Source organism: Pelomonas sp. SE-A7, assembly GCF_030345705.1.
Classification (GTDB): domain Bacteria; phylum Pseudomonadota; class Gammaproteobacteria; order Burkholderiales; family Burkholderiaceae_C; genus JAUASW01.
Map to the genome: position 1 here is coordinate 1,688,885 of NZ_JAUASW010000001.1, position 20,835 is coordinate 1,709,719.

The 20,835-nt window shown below is 65.9% G+C and carries 15 protein-coding genes; all 15 read left to right on the forward strand.

Features of this window, described 5'->3' with window-relative positions:
• The first annotated feature begins 65 nt into the window (after positions 1–65).
• The 15 genes from argA to QT382_RS07760 all read left to right on the forward strand — a co-directional run bounded on the left by argA (position 66) and on the right by QT382_RS07760 (position 20,834).
• Positions 66–1,406, forward strand: a complete 1,341-nt coding sequence (argA, locus tag QT382_RS07690) for an amino-acid N-acetyltransferase (RefSeq protein ID WP_289253445.1) — start codon at positions 66–68, stop codon at positions 1,404–1,406.
• 66 nt (positions 1,407–1,472) lie between these two features.
• Positions 1,473–1,745 (forward strand): oxidative damage protection protein, encoded by a 273-nt coding sequence (locus QT382_RS07695; protein WP_289253446.1) that lies wholly within the window; start codon positions 1,473–1,475, stop codon positions 1,743–1,745.
• Between the two features lie 70 nt (positions 1,746–1,815).
• The gene (locus tag QT382_RS07700; RefSeq protein WP_289253447.1) at positions 1,816–2,856 is read left to right on the forward strand and encodes an extracellular solute-binding protein; all 1,041 of its coding nucleotides are present in this window, start codon (positions 1,816–1,818) and stop codon (positions 2,854–2,856) included.
• Between the two features lie 116 nt (positions 2,857–2,972).
• Entirely contained in the window at positions 2,973–3,272 is a 300-nt protein-coding gene (locus QT382_RS07705; RefSeq protein ID WP_289253448.1) for an H-NS histone family protein, read from the forward strand.
• A 152-nt stretch (positions 3,273–3,424) separates the two neighbouring features.
• Positions 3,425–6,079 (forward strand): putative bifunctional diguanylate cyclase/phosphodiesterase, encoded by a 2,655-nt coding sequence (locus QT382_RS07710; RefSeq protein ID WP_289253449.1) that lies wholly within the window; start codon positions 3,425–3,427, stop codon positions 6,077–6,079.
• A 4-nt stretch (positions 6,080–6,083) separates the two neighbouring features.
• Positions 6,084–8,033 (forward strand): DNA primase, encoded by a 1,950-nt coding sequence (dnaG, locus tag QT382_RS07715; RefSeq protein WP_289253450.1) that lies wholly within the window; start codon positions 6,084–6,086, stop codon positions 8,031–8,033.
• Positions 8,034–8,351: 318 nt separating this feature from the next.
• Positions 8,352–10,631: an RNA polymerase sigma factor RpoD gene (gene rpoD / locus QT382_RS07720; protein ID WP_289253451.1), complete on the forward strand. Its 2,280-nt coding sequence runs from the start codon at positions 8,352–8,354 to the stop codon at positions 10,629–10,631.
• 209 nt (positions 10,632–10,840) lie between these two features.
• Positions 10,841–11,806, forward strand: a complete 966-nt coding sequence (locus QT382_RS07725) for an adenylate/guanylate cyclase domain-containing protein (RefSeq protein ID WP_289253452.1) — start codon at positions 10,841–10,843, stop codon at positions 11,804–11,806.
• Between the two features lie 15 nt (positions 11,807–11,821).
• Positions 11,822–12,907 (forward strand): ferrochelatase, encoded by a 1,086-nt coding sequence (hemH, locus tag QT382_RS07730; protein ID WP_289253453.1) that lies wholly within the window; start codon positions 11,822–11,824, stop codon positions 12,905–12,907.
• On the forward strand, positions 12,904–13,317 hold the full coding sequence (locus tag QT382_RS07735; RefSeq protein WP_289253454.1) for an RNA-binding S4 domain-containing protein: 414 nt from the start codon (positions 12,904–12,906) through the stop codon (positions 13,315–13,317). The genes hemH and QT382_RS07735 overlap by 4 nt, the downstream gene beginning before the upstream one ends.
• Positions 13,318–13,395: 78 nt before the next feature.
• A complete protein-coding gene (gene grpE, locus QT382_RS07740) occupies positions 13,396–13,968 on the forward strand; it encodes a nucleotide exchange factor GrpE (RefSeq protein ID WP_289254710.1) in 573 nt (190 codons plus the stop codon).
• 84 nt (positions 13,969–14,052) lie between these two features.
• Positions 14,053–16,017: a molecular chaperone DnaK gene (gene dnaK / locus QT382_RS07745; RefSeq protein WP_289253455.1), complete on the forward strand. Its 1,965-nt coding sequence runs from the start codon at positions 14,053–14,055 to the stop codon at positions 16,015–16,017.
• A gap of 88 nt (positions 16,018–16,105) precedes the next feature.
• Entirely contained in the window at positions 16,106–17,257 is a 1,152-nt protein-coding gene (gene dnaJ, locus QT382_RS07750; protein WP_289253456.1) for a molecular chaperone DnaJ, read from the forward strand.
• A 206-nt stretch (positions 17,258–17,463) separates the two neighbouring features.
• Positions 17,464–19,095 carry a response regulator gene (locus tag QT382_RS07755; RefSeq protein ID WP_289253457.1) on the forward strand — a complete coding sequence of 544 codons (1,632 nt, stop codon included), beginning with the start codon at positions 17,464–17,466 and terminating at the stop codon, positions 19,093–19,095.
• Positions 19,096–19,169: 74 nt separating this feature from the next.
• A complete protein-coding gene (locus tag QT382_RS07760) occupies positions 19,170–20,834 on the forward strand; it encodes a phosphoethanolamine transferase (RefSeq protein WP_289253458.1) in 1,665 nt (554 codons plus the stop codon).
• Position 20,835: the final 1 nt, after the last annotated feature.

Sequence of the window (20,835 nt, forward strand, 5' to 3'; positions counted from 1 at the left end):
CGCCGATCCTCGCGCTAGCCTGTGACGACCGCAAGTCCGGGAAGTCGCTGCGGCACAATTCGCGCATGAGCCTGGTCTTCCCCCATACCTTCGTCCCCTGGTTTCGCTCCGTCGCGCCCTATATCCATGCGTACCGAGGAGAGACCTTCGTCGTCGGCATGACCGGCGAGCTGGTCGAGGCGGGCAAGCTCAACGCCTTTGTCCAGGACCTGGCCATCCTGCATGCCATGGGCATCCACATCGTGCTGGTCCACGGCTTCCGACCCCAGGTCAACGAGCAGCTCCGCGCCAAGGGCCAGGAGCCGCGCTACAGCCACGGCATGCGCATCACCGATGCCATCGCCCTGGACTGCGCCCAGGAGGCGGCCGGCCAGTTGCGCTTCGAGATCGAGGCGGCGTTCTCGCAGGGCCTGCCCAACACGCCAATGGCGAACGCCACCGTGCGCGTGGTCTCGGGCAATTTCCTGACCGCCCGGCCGGTTGGCATCGTCGACGGCATCGACTTCCAGCACAGCGGCATAGTCCGCAAGGTGGACGCCTCGGCCATCCAGCGTGCCCTGGACACCGGCGCCATCGTGCTGCTTTCGCCGTTCGGCTTCTCGCCCACCGGCGAGGCCTTCAACCTGACCATGGAAGACGTGGCCACCAGCGCCGCCATTGCGTTGCAGGCCGACAAGCTGCTGTTCGTCTGCGAGGTGCCGGGCGTGCGCGAGAAGCCGGACGACCCGGAAAGCGCGATCGACACCGAGCTGGCCCTGGCCGATGCCAAGCGCATGCTGGCCGCCCTGCCCCGCCCGACCCAGCCCACCGACGTGGCCTTCTACCTGCAGCATTGCGCGCGGGCTTGCGAGGCCGGCGTCGAGCGCTCGCACATCCTGCCCTTGAACGTGGACGGCGCGCTGCTGCAGGAGGTCTACACCCACGATGGCATCGGCACCATGGTGGTGGACGAGAAGCTGGAGAGCCTGCGCGAGGCCACCAGCGACGACGTGGGCGGCGTGATCGCCCTGATCGAGCCCTTCGAGCGCGACGGCACCCTGGTCAAGCGCGACCGTACCGAGATCGAGCGCGACATCGAGCTCTACACGGTGATCGAGCACGACGGCGTGATCTTCGGCTGCGCGGCGCTCTACCCCTACGTCGAAGCCAAGACGGCCGAGATGGCGGCACTGACCGTCTCGCCGGCCGTCCAGGGCCAGGGCGACGGCGACCGCATCCTCAAGCGCGTCGAGCAGCGTGCCAAGGCCATGGGGCTTTCGAGCATCTTCGTGCTGACCACGCGCACCATGCACTGGTTCATCAAGCGCGGCTTCGCCCAGGTCGACCCCGACTGGCTGCCCGAAGAGCGCAAGCGCAAATACAACTGGGACCGGCGCTCGCAGGTGCTGGTCAAGAAGCTGGGCTGAGTCCCGGGCTTTCAAGGGCGCGCTACAGTGCGCGCCGTTCTCTCTCACTGAATTCGAGGTTTTGCCATGGCCCGCACCGTTCAATGCGTTTATCTGAAGAAGGAAGGCGAAGGCCTGGATTTCGCCCCCTACCCCGGCGAGCTGGGCAAGCGCATCTATGAAGGCGTCAGCAAGGAAGCCTGGGCTGCATGGATGAAGCACCAGACCATGCTGGTCAACGAAAACCGTCTGAACCTCGCTGATCAGCGCGCCCGCCAATATCTGGCCCGCCAGATGGAACAGTTCTTCTTCGGCGATGGCGCCGAGCAGCCGGCAGGCTATGTGCCGCCGTCGGCCTGAGCTCGATCAAATAAGAACGATTCTTGTTTAGGCTAGACTCCGGGCCATCCCCAACCGGCCCGGAGTTTCCATGTCCTTCGCCCGTCGCAGCCTGCTGGCTGCCGCCGCCCTCGCCCTGTCGGCCACCACGGCCTTTGCCCAGGACCAGGTGCTGAACCTCTACTCGGCTCGCCACTACCAGACCGACGAGGCCCTGTACGCCAACTTCACCAAGGCCACCGGCATCAAGATCAACCGGGTGGACACCGACGACGCCGGCCTGCTGGCCCGCCTGAAGAGCGAGGGCGCCTCCAGCCCGGCCGACGTGGTGCTGCTGGTCGATGCCGCCCGCCTCTGGCAGGCCGAGTCCGAAGGACTGTTCCTGGCTATCAAGTCGGCGGTCCTGGAAGAGCGCATCCCGGCCCAGCTGCGCTCCGCGCCCACGGCGGCCGGCACTGCCTGGTTTGGCCTGTCGACCCGTGCCCGTCTGGTCGTCTACAACAAGCTGGCGGTCAAGAAGGCCGACGTGCAGACCTACCAGGACCTGGCCGACCCGAAGAACCATGGCCGGCTCTGCACCCGCTCCGGCTCGCATCCCTACAACCTGTCGCTTTTCGGCTCGCTGTACGAGCACCTGGGTGCCGAGCGCACCGAAACCCTGCTGAAGGGCATGGTCGCCAATATGGCGCGCGCGCCCAAGGGCGGCGATACCGACCAGATCAAGGCCGTGGCCAGCGGCGAATGCCAGATCGCGCTGACCAACAGCTATTACCTGGCCCGCATGATGCGCTCGGGCAAGTCCGATGACCGCGAGGCCGTTGAAAAGATCGGCGTGGTGTTTCCCAACCAGCAAAGCTGGGGCACCCATGTGAATATCGCCGGCGGCGCCGTGGCGCGCCATGCCAAGAACCGCGAGGCGGCCGTCAAGTTCCTGGAATATCTCTCGAGCGCCGAGGCCCAGAACTATTTCGCGAATGGCAACAACGAATGGCCGGCGGTGCCGGGCCTGCGTCCGGCCAACCCGGCGCTGGAAGCGCTCGGCAGTTTCAAGAGCGAAACCATTCCGATTTCCGTGGTGGGCGCGAATTTCCCCAAAGTCCAGCAAATGCTGGACCGGGTCGGATTCAAGTAATACCGCACGTCCGGCACGCTCGTTGTATATTCGCCGCAGAATCCCGACCAGGCCCCTGCCTATAATCGGCAAAAACCAGAGGGCTGGTCCTTGATAACCTGCGAGGAAATGCAACCATGGCACTGCTGAAAGACCTGCTGGCGCAACGCGCCGCGCTTGACCAACAAATTGCCGAGACCAAGGATAAGGAGCGCAGCGATGCCATCGCCAAGGTCAAGGCGCTGATGTCCGAATATGGGCTGACGATGGCCGACCTGAACAGCCGTCCGGCCAAGACGGGCAAAAGCACCGGCAAGGTTGCGGCGAAATACCGCAACAAGGCCACCGGAGAAACCTGGAGTGGTCGTGGTCTGCAGCCCAAGTGGCTGAAAGCCGCCATCGCCGGGGGTGCCAAGCTGGACGACTTCCACGTCTGAAGCCCGCCCTGACCTCTGAAAGCCGCCGCTGGGCGGCTTTTTTATTGACACCTCGGGTTTGTGCTGCCACCCATCTGGAGGTCAGGCGCCCAGCCCCTGCGTGGCCCGGCAATACCCGCTGCTAGCATCGCCGCTTGCCCGAGCCCGCCTCCGTGGACGATTTGCTGCCTCCTCCTGTCGAAGCCGACCTTGCCGGCTTGCCGTTCTGGCGGCGCGCAGCCTCGCGTGCCGTCGGGTTACCCGCTGGCGCCGGCCTGGGCTATTTGCTGGTGGGCTCGCCGATATTGCTGCAAGCCAGCCCCAATTACTTTCTGGGCGGCACTGGATTGGCGCTGGCCGCGCTGACCTGGCTGGGTCTGCGCAGCCTGGCGCCACTGCTGCTTGCTGCTTTCGCGCTGGCCCTGTTGCAGGGATATGCGACGGAACATGCGCTGCTAATAGCGGTAGCCGAGCTGTTCGGGCCGACGGCGCTGGCCCTACTTTTTCGTCCGGGCGCTTCGACCAAACTGCGCGACTCAATTGCCTGGCTGCTGCTCGGCGGAGTATTGGCGGCACTGCTGACGCAAACGGCCCTGTTGATACTGCATGCCTCGCAAGGCGGTGACGGCCCAGCCCTGCTGCGCGCCGCCTGGCCCGACTTGGCCGGACGTGTGACCGCCACCATCGCCTTGCTGCTGCCACTGGCCTGGCTCGCCAGGCGGGCCCGTGCCGGCCGCTATGAAAGCAGCCAATGGCAAGAGCTGCTCGATCAGAGCGGCGGTGGCTGCTGCGAGTGGAACCTGAGCGGCACGCCCTCGGCCGTGGCTTCTACCAACTGGCAACGCTGGGTCGGCGAGGACCGCAGTTGGCAGGTCTGGTTGGACAAGATCCACCCGCTGGACCGCAGCTCGGTCCAGGGCCAGTTGCAGGACCTGCTGCACAAACCAGAGCTCCAGCGTGTCGAAGCCACGTTCAGATTGCGGGTCCTGCTGGGCGATTGGCAGGATTTCCGCCTCCAGGCCCAGGTGCTGCAACGCGATGGCCGCGGCCGCGCCCAGCGGCTGCTTTGCCTGCTGCACGACGTCGCCTGGCAGCGCAGCTCCGAAGAACGGCAACGGCTGAGCGCCCATCTGTTCCAGCAATTGCACGAGGGCCTGGCCGTGGTCGATCCGCAATGGCAGCTGGTCGACGCCAATCCAAGCTACTGCCACATCCTGCGGGTCGAGCGCGAGCAATTGCTGAAGCGCGTTGCCCTGCCGCTGACCAGCGCGGTGCTGCTCGATTCAGGCCACGATCCGGCCGCAGTGCGCGAATCCTTGCGCAGCCTGGGCCTCTGGCGGGGCCTGGTCCGATTGCGCCGTGGCGACGGCGATATCTGCGCGCTGCAACTGAGTCTGACAACCGTCGACGAGGCCAGCGGTCCGCCGCGCTATCACGTGCTGACCGTGTCCGACGGCCGCAGCCAGCGTCGCCCCGACGCGCAGGCCGGCCAGGACGAGCTGACCGGCCTTCCGAATCACCGCGAGCTGCTGCGTCTGCTGGACGAGGCGATGCAGACCAGCCAGCGCGAGGGCTTCATGCTCTGTGTCTGCTGTCTGGATCTAGATGGCTTCCGCCAGCTCAACGAACGGCATGGCCAGGCCGGCGGCGACCAGCTGATCCACCAGGTAGCCCAGCGCTTGCAAGGCGCGCTGCGCAGCGCGCCGCAATGGCGGGACCTGATGGCGCGACTCGACGGCGACGAGTTCGCGCTGATCCTGCGCTGCCGCAGCCAGGACGAGGCCCAGCGCGCGCTGGAGCGCCTGCTGAACGTGCTGCGCGCTCCGCATGTGCTTCCTGGCAGCAACGCGCCGTTGACCTTGACGGCCAGCATTGGTGCCACCTTGTACCCGCTGGATTCGAGCGACGGCGAGACCTTGGTGCGGCATGCCACGCAGGCCTTGCACCGGGTCAAGCGCCATGGTCGCGATGCCGCCGAGTTCTTCGACACCGAGAAGCGCGCCCGCAAAGAAGCCCAGGCCCTGGCCCTGCTGCGCATGCAGGAGGCCCTGGACGCCCAGGAGCTGCGGCTCTACTACCAACCCAAGGTCGACATGCGCCGCGCCAAGGTGCTCGGCATGGAAGCCCTGTTGCGCTGGCAGCACCCGGAGCGTGGCCTGCTGGCACCGGCGCATTTCCTTCCGGTGCTTGAGGGCACCGGCCTGGGCGTGCGCATCGGCGACTGGGTGATCGAACAGGCCCTCAAGCAATCGGCCCAATGGCTGGCTGCCGGCCTGCGTCTGGACGTCAGCGTCAACGTCTCGGCCCGCCATCTGCAGAGCCCCGATTTCGGCCAGCGTCTTCAGGAGCTGCTGGGCCGGCACGACCCGCTGGTCGCCCATCACCTGATGCTGGAGGTGCTGGAATCAGCTGCCCTGGCCGATGTCGACGCCACCCATGCCCTGCTTCAACGCTGCCGGCGTCTGGGTGTTCGCTTCGCGCTGGACGACTTCGGCACCGGCTATGCCAACCTCACCTACCTCAAACGCCTGCCGGTCGACGTGCTCAAGATCGATCGCTCCTTCGTGCAGAACATGCTGGCCGATGAGCAGGACCGCGCCATCGTCGAAGGCGTGGTCAAGCTGGCGCGCAGTTTCAGTTGCGGCGTGATTGCCGAGGGTGTGGAATCACCCGCCCATGCTCAGGCGCTGATGAAGCTGGGCTGCGACGAAGGCCAGGGCAGCGGCATCGCCTCGGCCATGCCGGCCGAGGAGGTCGCCGCCTGGGTTCAGGGCTTCGTCCGCGGCGGCTGGCCGGGGCCGGTGCGACAGCCCGTCACGGTAGACTGACCGGGTGATCCCACCCGGCTTTATCCAGGACCTGCTGGCCCGCACCGACATCGTCGATGTGGTGGGCCGCCACGTCGAACTGAAGAAGGGTGGCGCCAACCTGATGGGGCTGTGCCCCTTCCACGGCGAGAAGTCGCCGAGCTTCTCGGTCAGCCCGTCCAAGCAGTTCTATCACTGCTTCGGCTGCGGGGTGAACGGCAATGCCATCAGCTTTCTGATGGAGTACAGCGGCCTGGGCTTCGTCGAGGCCGTGCAGGAGCTGGCACAAGGCGCCGGCATGCAGGTCCCCACCGACGAACGCACGCCGCAGGAACGCGAACGTGCCGCCGAGCAAAAGAAACGCTTGGCGACGCTGACAGAAACCCTGGAACAAGCCGCCGGCCACTACCGCGCACAGCTGAAGAAAAGCCCGCGAGCCATCGATTACTTGAAGAGTCGCGGCCTGAGCGGACAGATCGCCGCCCGCTTCGGCCTGGGCTATTCACCCGAGGGCTGGCGCACGCTGGCCAGCGCCTTCCCTTCCTACGACGACCCGTTGCTGGTCGAGTCCGGCCTGGTGATCCTGCACGAGGCCGAGAAGACCGACAGCGGCGAAGCCAAGCGCTACGACCGCTTCCGCGATCGGGTGATGTTCCCCATTCGCAACGTGCAGGGCGAGACCATCGGCTTCGGCGGCCGGGTACTGGACAAGGGCGAGCCCAAGTACCTCAACTCGCCGGAGACCCCGGTGTTCCACAAGGGCCGCGAGCTTTACGGCCTGTTCGAGGGCCGGGCAGCTTTCCGCCAACGCGGCTATGCGCTGGTCGTCGAGGGCTACATGGACGTGGTCGCCCTGGCACAGCACGGCTTCGGCAACGCCGTGGCCACGCTGGGAACGGCCTGCACGCCGGACCATGTGCAGAAGCTGTTCCGCTTCACCGATTCCGTGGTTTTCAGCTTCGACGGCGACGCCGCCGGTCGGCGGGCGGCGGTGCGCGCGCTGGAGGCTTCGCTGCCACATTTGAACGAAACGCGCACCGTGCGCTTCCTGTTCCTGCCGACCGAGCATGACCCGGACTCCTATGTGCGTGAGCTCGGCGCCGAGGCCTTCGAACGCTGCATAGAGGCGGCCGTGCCTTTGTCCAAGCAACTGGTCGAGACCAGCGCCGAAGGCTGTGACCTGAGCAGCGCCGAAGGACGTGCCCGCATGCTGGCTCGCGCCAAGCCGCTCTGGCAGGCCTTGCCCGACGGCCTTCTCAAGCGCCAGCTGCTGGGTGAACTGGCCCGCCGCGCCCAGTTGCCCGACCAGGAGTTGATGTCGCTGTGGCAGTTGACCATGGCTGCAGCTCCAGCCCCGCAGTCCGGCCCTTACGAGCCCCCGCCGGACTACGACAGCCATCACTTCGAATCCACGGGCGACGAGCATCTGCCACCCCAAGCTTCGTCCGGGGCACGGCGCAAGCCCTCGCTGCCGCAGGCCGGCGCTCCGCGCAAGCCCTGGCGCAAGGACTGGAAGCGCGACCCTGACGACGACATGCCCCGCCTGCCGCGCCGTGCTCCGGCTTCACAGGCCGACATCGCCCTGCGCATGCTGCTGCTGCAAAGTGCCTGGTGGGAAGAGCTCAGTCACGAGTACCAGACCCTGCTGCACGAGCTGCCGGAGCCTCATGGTCCGCTGGTCGCCTGGCTGGAGCGCTTCCTGGTCAATCATGGGGCCGGGCCCTGGTCGGTCATTCAGGCCGCGCTGGAAGACGAAGGCCTGCTCGAGCAGGCCCAGGCGCTGGGTGGCTGGGATCATGCGGATGAGCCGCTGCTGGACGACTTCCGCCAAGTCATGGTCAAGCTTCAGATCGAGCAGTTGGAGGCCGAAGCCAAGCTGCTCGCCAGTGGACAGTCCGGCACACCAGACTTGGTGCGATACCGGCAATTGCTGGACCAGATCCGAGCCCTCAAGACGCCACAGGTCGCCGCTTGAAGCCTTAGTTTTTGACCTTGCCTACCGAATTGACGATAATTCAGGGTTTTCGCGCGCGTCGTCAAGAGTGACGGCAGTCGGTTTGCCGGACCCGGCCCCCCAGCGACACTGGGCATATTCAGAGGCCACCCTTATCCGCCACGGCTGCAATTCCAAACGTTCACGCCAGCTTGCACGCGCCCATGCCGTTACCGCCTAGCGGTCCGGCATGCTTGAAAGCCGCCTGGGGGCCCGCCTTCGTTGCCGCGCGAAGGTCAGGGACTCAGGTGGCTGCTGCATTTCCAGATCCGAATCCGACCCGCACCGAGGAACTTCTGCATGACCGCCAAGAAAACCGCTTCCAAGGCCGCCGCCGAGGCTGAACTCGTGACCAAGAAGCCCGCCGCCAAGGCGACGAAGGCCGCCGCCGCGGTCAAGGCCGAGAAGCCCGCTAAAGCCGTGAAGGCGGAAAAGCCGGCAGCCCCGGCCAAGAAGGCAGCCAAGGCAGCTCCAGCTACGACGGAAGACAAACCCAAGCGCGGCCGCAAGCCCAAGGCCGAAACCACCACCAAGAAGGCCGGCGCCAAGCCGGAAGCCGAAGAAGAAGACTTCTCGGACATTGATGCCGAACTGGAAGGTGAAAGCGAACCGGAAGCCGAGGTCGAAGCCGAAGAGTCCGGCGAGGACAAGCCCAAGGCCAAGCCGCTGCGAATGAAGGTCTCGCGCGCCAAGGAGCGCGCACTGATGCGCGAGTTCGGCCTGGAAGAAACCGCGCTGACCGAGGAAGAAGCCGCCAAGCGTCGCCACGAGCTGAAGACGCTGATCAAGATGGGCAAGACCCGTGGCTTCCTGACGCATCAGGAAATCAACGATCACCTGCCCGAGAAGCTGGTCAACGAGGAAATCCTCGAGGCCATCATTTCCATGCTCAACGACATGGGCATCGCGGTCTACGAACAGGCCCCCGACGCCGCCACGCTGCTGATCCAGGGCAACGCGACCACCACCTCGACCGAAGAGGAAGCCGAAGAAGCCGCTGAAGCCGCGCTGTCGACGGTGGACTCCGAGTTCGGCCGCACGACCGACCCGGTGCGCATGTACATGCGCGAAATGGGCACGGTGGAACTGCTGACCCGTGAAGGCGAAATCGAGATTGCCAAGCGCATCGAAGGCGGCCTGCAAGCCATGATGCTGGCCATCTCGGCCTCGCCGACGACCATCGCCGAGATTCTTTCGATGGCCGCCAAGATCCGCGCCGGCGAGCAGCAGATCTCCGAAGTGGTCGATGGCTTCGTCGCCGAAGACGAGGCCGACGACTACGTGGCCGAGGAAGACTTCGACGAGTTCGACGAGGAAGACGACGACGACGGCAACGGCGGCTCCAAGGCCCTGACCAAGAAGCTGGAAGAGCTGAAGAACGCTGCCCTGGTCAAGTTCGACGCGCTGGAATCCAACTTCGAGAAGATGCGCAAGGCCTTCGAGAAGGAAGGCTATCGCTCTGCCGCCTACGACAAGGCACAGCACGCGATCAGCAGCGAGCTGATGACGATCCGCTTCACGGTCAAGACCATCGAGAAGCTGTGCGACATCCTGCGCTCTCAGGTCGACGACGTGCGCCGTTACGAACGCGAGCTGCGCAAGATCGTGGTGGACAAGTGCGGCATGCCGCAGGAGCACTTCATCAAGACCTTCCCGCCCAATGCGCTGAACCTGAAGTGGGCTGAGAAGGAAGTCGCCGCCAACAAGGGCTATTCGACAGTGCTGAGCCGCAACCTGCCGCCGGTGCAGGAACTGCAGCAGAAGCTGATCGACATTCAGGCCAAGGCCGTCGTGCCACTGGAGGACCTGAAGGACATCAACAAGAAGATGAACGAGGGCGAGAAGGCCTCGCGTGACGCCAAGAAGGAGATGATCGAGGCCAATCTGCGCCTGGTGATCTCCATTGCCAAGAAGTACACCAACCGCGGCCTGCAGTTCCTGGACCTGATACAGGAAGGCAACATCGGCCTGATGAAGGCGGTGGACAAGTTCGAATACCGCCGCGGCTACAAGTTCTCGACCTACGCCACCTGGTGGATCCGTCAGGCCATCACGCGCTCGATCGCCGACCAGGCCCGCACGATCCGCATCCCGGTTCACATGATCGAGACGATCAACAAGATGAACCGCATCTCACGCCAGCATCTGCAGGAGTTCGGTTACGAGCCCGACGCCCCGACGCTGGCCGAGAAGATGGAGATCCCCGAGGACAAGATCCGCAAGATCATGAAGATCGCCAAGGAGCCGATCTCGATGGAAACCCCCATCGGCGACGACGACGACTCCCACCTGGGCGACTTCATCGAGGACACCAACAACACGGCGCCCATCGAGGCCGCCATGCAGGCCGGCCTGCGTGACGTGGTGAAGGACATCCTCGACTCGCTGACCCCGCGCGAAGCCAAGGTGCTGCGCATGCGCTTCGGCATCGAGATGAGCACGGACCACACGCTGGAAGAAGTCGGCAAGCAGTTCGACGTCACCCGCGAGCGCATCCGCCAGATCGAAGCCAAGGCGATCCGCAAGCTGAAGCACCCGAGCCGCTCGGACAAGCTCCGTACCTATTTGGACAACCTGTAATCAGGTTTCCAAATAGGTTGCCGCCGCCAGGCGGTGTGACCCGAGTACGGGTCACACGGAGTTTGCGCAGTGGCTTGCAACGCAAGACACTGCACAAGCTGCGCGCAGGGCGCAAGCCGCACCAGGGCCGGATTTCTCCGGCCCTTTTTTGTATCCGGCCGCCTTTACACTGCCAACAATTTCACGCCACCCTGCCCCGCCCGCCACCCATGACCCAGATCCGGGAACGCACCGTCCTGTTCGCTGACCTCCGAGGCAGCACGGGGCTGTTCGAATCGCTGGGCAATGCCGAGGCCACTTCGGTGGTGACCCATACGGTCGGCGTGATCGCCCAGGCCGTGGACGAGTGCAATGGCCAGCTGATCAAGACGCTGGGCGATGGCCTGATGGCGGTGTTCGAAGGCCCGGCCGAGGGCGTCAAGTCGGCGGTGCGCATGCATGAAATGCTCGAGCGCGTCGCGCGCGGCAAGCAGCGCGGCGCCTCGCCGGCACTGCGCGGCCTCAAGCTGCAGGTCGCGCTGGCCCGGGGCGAGGTGGTCGAGATGGGTGGCGATTGCTTCGGCGACGCAGTCAACGTGGCAGCCCGACTGATCGACCATGCCGGCGACAACGAGACCCTGATCACCGCCGAGGTGCTGGCCGGCCTGCCGACCGCCCGCAAGAACCGCTTCCGCAGCCTGGACCGCATTGCCGTGCGCGGCCGTGTCGAGCCGGTCCATGTCTATGTTCAGGACCAGCCCAACCAGCAGGGCGATGCGGCCGCCACCCAGTTCGGCGAGATCGTGCCGCACGCCGAGCCGGATGGCATCCGACTGGTCTGGCAGGACCTGGACAGGGTGTTCGACACCGCGATCATGCCTATCGTGCTGGGCCGCAGCGTCCAGGCCACCTACTGCATCACCGACGGTCGCGTCTCGCGCTCCCATGCCCGCATCGACTGGCATGGCGGCGTGTTCTCGCTGACCGACCTCAGCTACAACGGCACCTTCGTGCGCTTTGGCCCGCTGGGCGAAATCCTCAGCCTCAAGCGAGGCAACTGCACGCTGCACGGCAGCGGCGTCATCGGCCTGGGCGGCCCACCCAGCGACGACAACGCGCCCATAGTGCGCTTCGAAGTGCTGCACTTCGCCGACACCGAGCCGCTGTCGCTGACCGGCCCGCGCAGCCGCGGCTGACCCCTCCCCTGTTCCATGGCCTTCAGCAAAGAACCTGCCTACCGGCACGGCAGCGCCCCACGTACAGCGGTGCTGTTCTGCAACCTTGGCACACCGGACGAGCCGACCGTAGCCGCCACGCGGCGCTATCTGGCGGAATTCCTGTCCGACCCGCGCGTGGTCGAGATTCCGCGCCTGGTCTGGACCCTGATCCTGCACGGCATCATCCTGCGGCTGCGGCCGGCCAAGTCGGCCGCCAAGTACGCCAGCATCTGGATGAAGGAAGGCTCGCCGCTGCAGGTCTGGACCGAGCGCCAGGCCAAGTACCTGCAGGGCTTCCTGGGCGAGCGCGGTCATCAGTTGCTGGTGCGCCATGCAATGAGGTATGGCCGTCCCGCCATCGCTGATCAGCTCGATGCCCTCAAGCGTGACGGTGCGACCCGCGTACTGGTGCTGCCGGCCTACCCACAGTACTCGGGTGCCACCACGGCCAGCGTGATCGACGCCGTCGCCCACTGGGCGCTGCGCACCCGCAACGTACCGGAGCTGCGCTTCGTCAACCGCTACCACGACGAACCGCTCTACATCGCTGCGCTGGCCGAGAGCGTTCGTGCGCATTGGCAGCGCGAGGGCCGTGGCGAGATGCTGGTGATGAGTTTCCACGGTATGCCGGCGCGCACCCTGGCGCTCGGCGACCCCTACCATTGCGAATGCCTGAAGACCGGCCGCCTGCTGGCCGAGACGCTGGGCCTGTCACAGCAGCAATACCGCATCAGCTTCCAGAGCCGCTTCGGCAAGGCCAAGTGGCTGGAGCCCTACACCGAGCCCACGCTGATCGAACTGGCCGGCCAAGGCGTCAAGCAGGTCGACCTGATCTGCCCCGGCTTTGCGGCCGACTGCCTGGAGACGCTGGAAGAAATCGACCAGGAGGCCCGCGCGGCCTTCCTGGCGGCTGGCGGTCAGGCCTTCCGCTACATCCCCTGCCTCAACGACAGCCCGGCCGGCATGAAGGCCCTGGCCGCGCTGGCCGAACGGCATCTGCAGGGTTGGCCTACGACTGCCGTGGAAGATCCGGCCCAGTGCGAACGTGCGCTGGCCGCCGGAGCAGAATCGCGTCCATGAGTTCCCGGGAATCGCTGGACAGCCTGCGCCTCGACAAGTGGCTGTGGGCCGCCCGCTTCTACAAGACCCGCGCCCTGGCCGTCGAGGAGATCGCCAAGGGCCGGGTTCAGGTCAACGGCCAGACCGTCAAGCCGGCGCGCGATGTACGCCCGGGCGATCGCATCCGGCTGCGCCAGGGCCAGGTCGAGCGCGAGGTCGTCGTCCAGGCCCTCAGCTCGGTCCGTGGCCCTGCGCCAGTAGCCCAGACGCTCTACCAAGAGACGCCCGAAAGCATCACCGCCCGCGAGAAGGCGGCCGAGGCCCGGCGCCTGGCGCCCGAGCCGGCGGCCAGCATCCAGCAGGGCCGTCCGACCAAGCAGGACCGCCGCCGGCTGGCCGATTGGGACCGCTGGAGTGCCCAGATCGACTGATCTCTGAGCCAGGCCCCGGGTTTGTCCCAGCCTGGATGCGACAATCCCGCCTCTTGAAAGCGGCCGGCCGGCTCCCATATCGGCCCGGTTGTCCGCGGCACCCGCGGCGAAAAGCAGCCCTCCCAGAAGATGAGCACCGAGAACACCCCCCCGCAAGAATCCGTAGAAACGCCGGCCGCCGAGGCCGCCGCCACCGGTCTGGAAGCCCAGCTGGCCGAAGCGCAAGCCCGCCTGGCCGAGATGTCGGACGCCTATCTGCGCGCCAAGGCCGAGGTCGAGAACACCCGCCGCCGCGCCGACGAGGACATGGCCAAGGCCCGCAAGTTCGCCATCGAGTCCTTCGCCGAAGCCCTGCTGCCGGTAATGGACAGCATGGAAGCCGCCATTGCCATGCCCGACGCCAAGGTCGAGACCGTGCTCGAAGGCGTGCATGCCACGCGCCGCCAGCTGGCTGGCGCGCTGGAGCGCAACAAGGTGGTCGAGATCAATCCCGCCCAGGGCACGAAGTTCGATCCGCACCAGCACCAGGCCATATCCATGGTGCCGGCCGAGCAGGATGCCAACACGGTCGTGGCCGTGCTGCAGAAGGGCTTCCTGATCAACGACCGCGTGCTGCGCCCGGCCCTGATCACGGTGGCCGCGCCCAAATAAGCATTCACAGGTCGCCGCCTCTTGAAGCGCGGCGACTTATCCACAAATCCAGAAGCATTCAGGCATTCAGTTCAGGAGAACAACATGGGAAAGATCATCGGCATTGACCTGGGCACGACCAACTCGTGCGTTTCGGTCATGGAAGGCAACACCACCCGCGTGATCGAGAACGCCGAAGGCGCTCGCACGACGCCGTCCATCATTGCCTACCAGGAAGACGGTGAAGTCCTGGTCGGTGCCTCGGCCAAGCGCCAGGCCGTGACCAACCCCAAGAACACGCTGTACGCGGTGAAGCGCCTGATCGGCCGCAAGTTCACCGAGAAGGAAGTGCAGAAGGACATCGACCTGATGCCCTACACCATCGCCGCCGCCGACAACGGCGACGCCTGGGTGGAAGTGCGGGGCAAGAAGCTGGCACCCCCGCAGGTTTCGGCCGAAGTGCTGCGCAAGATGAAGAAGACGGCCGAGGACTACCTGGGCGAGGAAGTGACCGAGGCCGTGATCACGGTGCCGGCCTACTTCAACGACGCCCAGCGCCAGGCCACCAAGGACGCCGGCCGCATCGCCGGCCTGGACGTCAAGCGCATCATCAACGAGCCCACCGCCGCGGCCCTGGCCTTCGGCCTGGACAAGCATGGCAAGGGCGACCGCAAGATCGCCGTCTATGACCTGGGCGGCGGCACCTTCGACATCTCCATCATCGAGATCGCCGATGTGGACGGCGAGATGCAATTCGAAGTGCTGTCGACCAATGGCGACACCTTCCTGGGCGGCGAAGACTTCGACCAGCGCATCATCGACCACATCGTCACCGAGTTCAAAAAGGAACAGGGCGTCGACCTGACCAAGGACGTGCTGGCCCTGCAGCGCCTGAAGGAAGCCGCCGAGAAGGCCAAGATCGAGCTGTCGAACTCGGCCCAGACCGACGTCAACCTGCCCTACATCACGGCCGATGCCTCGGGCCCGAAGCATCTGAACATCAAGCTGACCCGCGCCAAGCTGGAATCGCTGGTGGAAGAGCTGATCGAGCGCACCATCGCTCCCTGCCGCACGGCCATCAAGGACGCCGGTGTCACCGCAGCCCAGATCGACGACGTGATCCTGGTCGGCGGCCAGACCCGCATGCCCAAGGTGCAGGAGAAGGTCAAGGAGTTCTTCGGCAAGGACCCGCGCAAGGACGTCAACCCTGACGAAGCGGTGGCCGTGGGCGCCGCCATTCAAGGCCAGGTGCTGGGCGGCGAGCGCAAGGACGTGCTGCTGCTGGACGTGACGCCGCTCTCCCTGGGCATCGAGACCCTGGGCGGCGTGATGACCAAGATGATCGCCAAGAACACGACCATCCCGACCAAGTTCAGCCAGACCTTCTCCACCGCCGACGACAACCAGCCGGCCGTGACCATCAAGGTGTTCCAGGGCGAGCGCGAACTGGCCACGCACAACAAGTCGCTGGGTGAGTTCAACCTGGAAGGCATCCCGCCGGCACCGCGCGGCACGCCGCAGATCGAGGTCTCGTTCGACATCGACGCCAACGGCATCCTGCACGTGGGCGCCAAGGACAAGGGCACGGGCAAGGAAAACAAGATCACCATCAAGGCGAACTCGGGCCTGAGCGAGGCCGAGATCGAGAAAATGGTCAAGGACGCCGAGGCCAACGCGGTCGAGGACAAGAAGAAGGTCGAGCTGGTCCAAGCCAAGAACCAGGCCGACGGCATGGTCCACAGCGTGCGCAAGTCGCTGGGCGAGCATGGCGACAAGATCGAGGCGGCCGAGAAGGAAAAGATCGAAGCCGCGATCAAGGACCTGGAAGAAGCCATCAAGGGCGACGACAAGGAAGCCATCGAGGCCAAGACCGAGGCGCTGATGACCGCCAGCCAGAAGCTGGGCGAGAAGGTCTATGCCGACGCGCAGGCCGCGCAGGCTGCGGCAGGTGCTGCCGCTGGGGCTGGCGCCGGTGCCGAGCAGGCGCAGGCCGCCCAGGCCGCGGCAGCCAAGCCGGCCGACGACAACGTGGTCGACGCCGAGTTCAAGGAAGTCAAGGACAGCAAGTAAGCAGGCCCAGACCGGCTGAAAGCCACCGCGCGGGAGCTGCTTCCACAGCCTCGCGCGGTTTCTCGTTTAGACCACCGGACCGCTAAGCATGGCAAAGCGTGACTACTACGAAGTCCTCGGCGTCGCCAAGACCGCCAACGAGGACGAGATCAAGAAGGCCTACCGCAAGCTGGCCATGAAATATCACCCCGACCGCAACCAGGGTGACGGGGCCAAGGCCGCGGAAGAGAAGTTCAAGGAGGCCAAGGAGGCCTACGAGATGCTCTCCGATGCGCAGAAGCGCGCGGCCTACGACCAGTACGGCCATGCGGGCGTGGACCCGAATGCCGGCGGCTTCCGCGGCGGCCCGGGCGCCGAGGGCTTCGGTGGATTCGCCGAGGCCTTTGGCGATATCTTCGGCGACATCTTTGGTGGCGGCGGTGGCGGTGGCCGTCGGGGCGGCGGTGGCCAGCAGGTCTATCGCGGCAACGACCTGTCCTACGCCATGGAAATCACGCTGGAAGAAGCGGCCAAGGGCAAGGAAACCCAGATCCGCATCCCCAGCTGGGAAGGCTGTGAAACCTGCAAAGGCAGCGGCGCAAAACCCGGCACCAGCGCCAAGAGCTGCGGCTCCTGCGGCGGTTCGGGTACGGTCCACATGCGCCAGGGCTTCTTCTCCATCCAGCAGACCTGCCCGCACTGCCATGGCAGCGGCAAGATCATTCCGGACCCCTGCACCGCCTGCAACGGCGCCGGCAAGATCAAGAAGAGCAAGACGCTGGAGGTCAAGATCCCGGCCGGCATCAATGAGGGCATGCGCATCCGCTCCGCCGGCAACGGCGAGCCGGGCGTCAATGGCGGCCCGCCGGGCGATCTCTACATCGAGATCCGCATCAAGCAGCACGAGCTGTTCGAGCGCGACGGCGACGACCTGCATTGCACGATGCCGGTGGCCATGACCACGGCGGCGCTCGGCGGGACGATCGAAGTGCCGTCGCTGGGCGGCAAGGCAGAGATCGAGTTGCCCGAGGGCACCCAGCATGGCAAGACCTTCCGCCTGCGCGGCAAGGGCATCAAGGGCGTGCGGTCCAGCTACCCGGGCGACCTGTACTGCCACATCAGCATCGAGACGCCGGTCAAGCTGACCGAGTACCAGCGCAAGCTGCTGAAAGAGCTGGACAAGAGCTTCAAGGAGGGCGGCGACCGCCATTCGCCGAACGCCAAGAGCTGGACCGACCGGGTCAAGGACCTGTTCAAGTAAACACGGGACTGACGAGCCAGGCCGCCGACCGCGAGGTCCGGCGGCCTTTTCATTTCCGGCCCTGGCGGCCATTTTTCACGGCCAGCCACGCGGGTCCCCGGGACAGCCCTTGATACTGAAAGTGCGAAGAACGCCTAGAGTGGCAGAACAAGACAACAGAGATTCGTTGGTGAACCTTCCCGCACGCCCCTCGGCGCCCTGCTGCCATGCGCATCCTTGACGACGGCATCCAGCAGGCCAGCGCCCTGATCATTGACGCCAATGCCAACTCGCGCAGCCTGTTGGCAGCGCAGCTGCGCGACCTGGGCGTGGGCAATGTGCGCCAGACCACGCGGCTGCGCGACGCCCGCGTGATGCTGGAGAACAAGGCCTACGACATCGTCCTGTGCGACTACCACTTCGAAGGCAGCGAGCAGTCGGGCCAGCATCTGCTGGACGAGCTGCGGCGCGAGCAGCTGCTGCCCTACTCCACCGTCTTCGTGATGGTGACCGGCGAAGCCACCTACGCGGTGGTCGCGGAAGCGGCCGAAGCAGCGCTGGACGCCTACCTGATCAAGCCCTACACCACGGCCTCGCTGGCCGAGCGCCTGGCCAATGCCCGCTACCGCAAGCGCGTGCTCAAGGACATCTTCGAGGCGATCGAGAGCGAGTCCTTCGACCTCGCAGCCGACCTGTGCATGAAGCGCTTCGAGGCGCGTGCGCCATTCTGGCTCTATGCGGCCCGCATCGGGGCGGAACTGCTGCTGCGCCTGGACCGGCACACCGACGCCCGCAAGCTCTACGACTCCATCATCGAGGCCAAGACCATGCCCTGGGCCCGCCTCGGCGTGGCCCGCACCGAGATAGCAGCCGGCAACCTTAACGCCGCCCGCCGCACGCTGGAGGTCCTGATAGGCGATATGCCGGACCATGCCGACTCCTACGACATGATGGGCCGGGTCCAGATGGAGCAGGGCGAGATCGAGGCCGCGCTCGGCACCTATCGCACGGCCGCCGGCCTGACGCCCGGCTGCATTCTGCGCACCCAGCGCTGTGCCACGCTAGCCTTCTACGCCGGAGAGCGTGAAGAGGCCATCAAGCTGTTCGAGCGCACCATGGCCAATGGCCTCAAGTCCAAGCTGTTCGACGCCCTGGGTCTGACGCTGCTGGGCCTGGCCCGCTTCGACCGCAAGGACGGCAAGGGCCTGGCCTATGTGCACGACTGCCTGCAGCAATTGATGGAACGCGACGACAGTGAGCGACTGCGCCGCTTCGAGCAGGTGTTCCGCATCCTCAAGGCCCTCTACGGCCGGCAACTGGCCGAGGCGCTGGCCCTGACCCGCGATCTCAGCCGTCAATCCGAGCAGCCCGAGTTCGACCTCGAGGCTGCCCATTTGCTGGTCGGCGTGCTGGTACGCCTGGCCTCGCAGGACATCCAGCTCGAGGAGATGGATGCCACCATCACTCGCCTGGGCCTGCGTTACTGCGTCTCGAAGTCCAGCACCGAACTGATGGTGGCCATGACCGAGGGCAACGACGCCGCGGCCGCCGAGTTGCGCAACTGCCATGCCCGCATCTTTGGCATCGCCGAGACCGCGATGCGCTATTCGATGCGCCACGAGCCGCGCATGGGCGTGACCCTGCTGATCGAGCAGGGCGAGCAGACCCGCAATGCCAAGCTGATCGACATGGCCAGCCTGGTGCTGCAGCGCCATGCCGACAAGGTCGAGGACGGCAACGAGCTGGCCCGCCAGATCGACGACCTGCAGGCCGAATGGGTGCGGCCACAGGGTACGGCCCTGTCGCGCAACCAGCGGGCCGTGGGCGGCCTGGCCCTGCGCACCCGCAAGGCGGCCTGAGCGCGTAGGTCGTTCGCTCCCGCGCCTGCGCGCTGGGCCACAATGCGCGCCAGCCCAACCGCTCCCCTGCCTGCATGCGTGCCCTGCTCCGCCTGATTGCCAAGCCCACCCTAAATTCGCCGCTGACCGTCGCCTGGCTCGGTGCACTGTGGATGGGGGTGTTCGGCAACTGGCCGCTCTGGCAGCGCATGCTGGCCTTGCCTGAGCTCTCCGATGCCGGCGGGCGTATCTTTGTGCTCGTGTTCGCCGGCATGGTCAGCGCCCTGCTCGGCGCCCTCCTGAGCCTGTTCGCATGGCCTCGCGTGATCAAACCGGCGCTGGTCGTGATGCTGCTGAGCACCGCCTCGCTGGCCCATTTCATGGGCAGCTACGGCACGGTGATCGACCCGACCATGGTGGTCAACGTCATACAGACCGATGTGCGCGAGGTGCGGGACCTGCTGAGCGTCGGACTGCTGCTCAGCCTGAGCCTGCTGGCCCTGCTGCCCATCGCCTGGCTGTGGCGGCGCAAGCTGCTCACCCATCCCTGGCCCGGTCGCCTGGGCCGCAACCTGCTGGCCTTCGCCGGCGGCCTGGTGCTGGCCGTGGGCCTGGCGCTGAGCTGCTTCGCCGACCTGGCCTCGACCATGCGCAACCACAAGTCGCTGCGCTACATGATCAGCCCAGTCAACCTCTACTACTCGCTCGGCTCGGTGGCCGCCGCCTCGCGCGCAACGCCCAAGGGTCCGCCTGAGGTGATTGGCGCCGACGCAAAGCTGGCGCCCCTAGAGGCGGGGGCCAAGCCGCGGCTGCTGCTGCTGGTGGTGGGCGAGACCGCTCGCTCGGCCAATTTCTCGCTCAATGGCTACGCCAAGCCGACCAACCCGGAACTGGCCAAGGCCCAGGTGCAGAGCTTCCGCAATGTCTCTTCCTGCGGCACCAGCACGGCGGCCTCGCTGCCCTGCATGTTCTCGCACCTCGGACGCGAGGTCTTCCTGGACCAGAAGCAGCCGCAGGAGAACCTGCTCGATGTGCTGCAGCGCGCCGGTCTGGCCGTACTGTGGTTGGACAACCAGTCCGGCTGCAAGGGCCTGTGCGACCGCATTCCCAATGCCTTTGCTGCGCAAGTTGCCAGCGGCGCAACCGCCCTGCCGGCCGGACTCTGCGATGGCCAGGAATGCCTGGACGCGGCCCTGCTCCACGGCCTGGATCAGCGCCTGGCTGCGCTCGACCCCGAGCGTGTGGCGCGCGGCGTGGTGCTGGTGATGCATCAGATGGGCAGCCATGGCCCGGCTTACTACAAGCGCTCACCGGCGGACCGCAAGCCCTTCCAGCCCGAGTGCAAGTCCAACGCCCTGCAGCAATGCGAGCGCGAGCAGGTCGTCAACGCCTACGACAACTCGATTGCTTATGCCGACTGGATACTGGCCAACAGCATCGAATGGTTGAAGACCCAGTCCGACCGCTTCGATACCGCGATGCTCTACATCTCGGACCACGGCGAATCGCTGGGTGAAAACAAGCTCTACCTGCACGGCCTGCCTTATGCGATGGCGCCGCGCGAGCAGAAGCATGTGCCCCTGATCCTGTGGCTGCCCGAGGCCAGCAGCCGGGCGCTGAAGCTGCGCAGCAACTGCCTGGCCGGGAAGCTGGACGAGCCGCTCTCGCACGACCAGCTGTTCCACTCGGTGCTGGGCTACAGCGGCGTGCAGACCCAGGTCTACCGGCGCGACTGGGACCTGTTCGCCGCCTGCCGCTGAA

Coding starts and splice junctions, on each gene's coding strand:
- argA (WP_289253445.1), top strand. CDS start 66: ATGAGCCTGGTCTTCCCCCATACCTTCGTCCCCTGGTTTCGCTCCGTC.
- QT382_RS07695 (WP_289253446.1), top strand. CDS start 1,473: ATGGCCCGCACCGTTCAATGCGTTTATCTGAAGAAGGAAGGCGAAGGC.
- QT382_RS07700 (WP_289253447.1), top strand. CDS start 1,816: ATGTCCTTCGCCCGTCGCAGCCTGCTGGCTGCCGCCGCCCTCGCCCTG.
- QT382_RS07705 (WP_289253448.1), top strand. CDS start 2,973: ATGGCACTGCTGAAAGACCTGCTGGCGCAACGCGCCGCGCTTGACCAA.
- rpoD (WP_289253451.1), top strand. CDS start 8,352: ATGACCGCCAAGAAAACCGCTTCCAAGGCCGCCGCCGAGGCTGAACTC.
- QT382_RS07725 (WP_289253452.1), top strand. CDS start 10,841: ATGACCCAGATCCGGGAACGCACCGTCCTGTTCGCTGACCTCCGAGGC.
- hemH (WP_289253453.1), top strand. CDS start 11,822: ATGGCCTTCAGCAAAGAACCTGCCTACCGGCACGGCAGCGCCCCACGT.
- QT382_RS07735 (WP_289253454.1), top strand. CDS start 12,904: ATGAGTTCCCGGGAATCGCTGGACAGCCTGCGCCTCGACAAGTGGCTG.
- dnaK (WP_289253455.1), top strand. CDS start 14,053: ATGGGAAAGATCATCGGCATTGACCTGGGCACGACCAACTCGTGCGTT.
- dnaJ (WP_289253456.1), top strand. CDS start 16,106: ATGGCAAAGCGTGACTACTACGAAGTCCTCGGCGTCGCCAAGACCGCC.
- QT382_RS07755 (WP_289253457.1), top strand. CDS start 17,464: ATGCGCATCCTTGACGACGGCATCCAGCAGGCCAGCGCCCTGATCATT.
- QT382_RS07760 (WP_289253458.1), top strand. CDS start 19,170: ATGCGTGCCCTGCTCCGCCTGATTGCCAAGCCCACCCTAAATTCGCCG.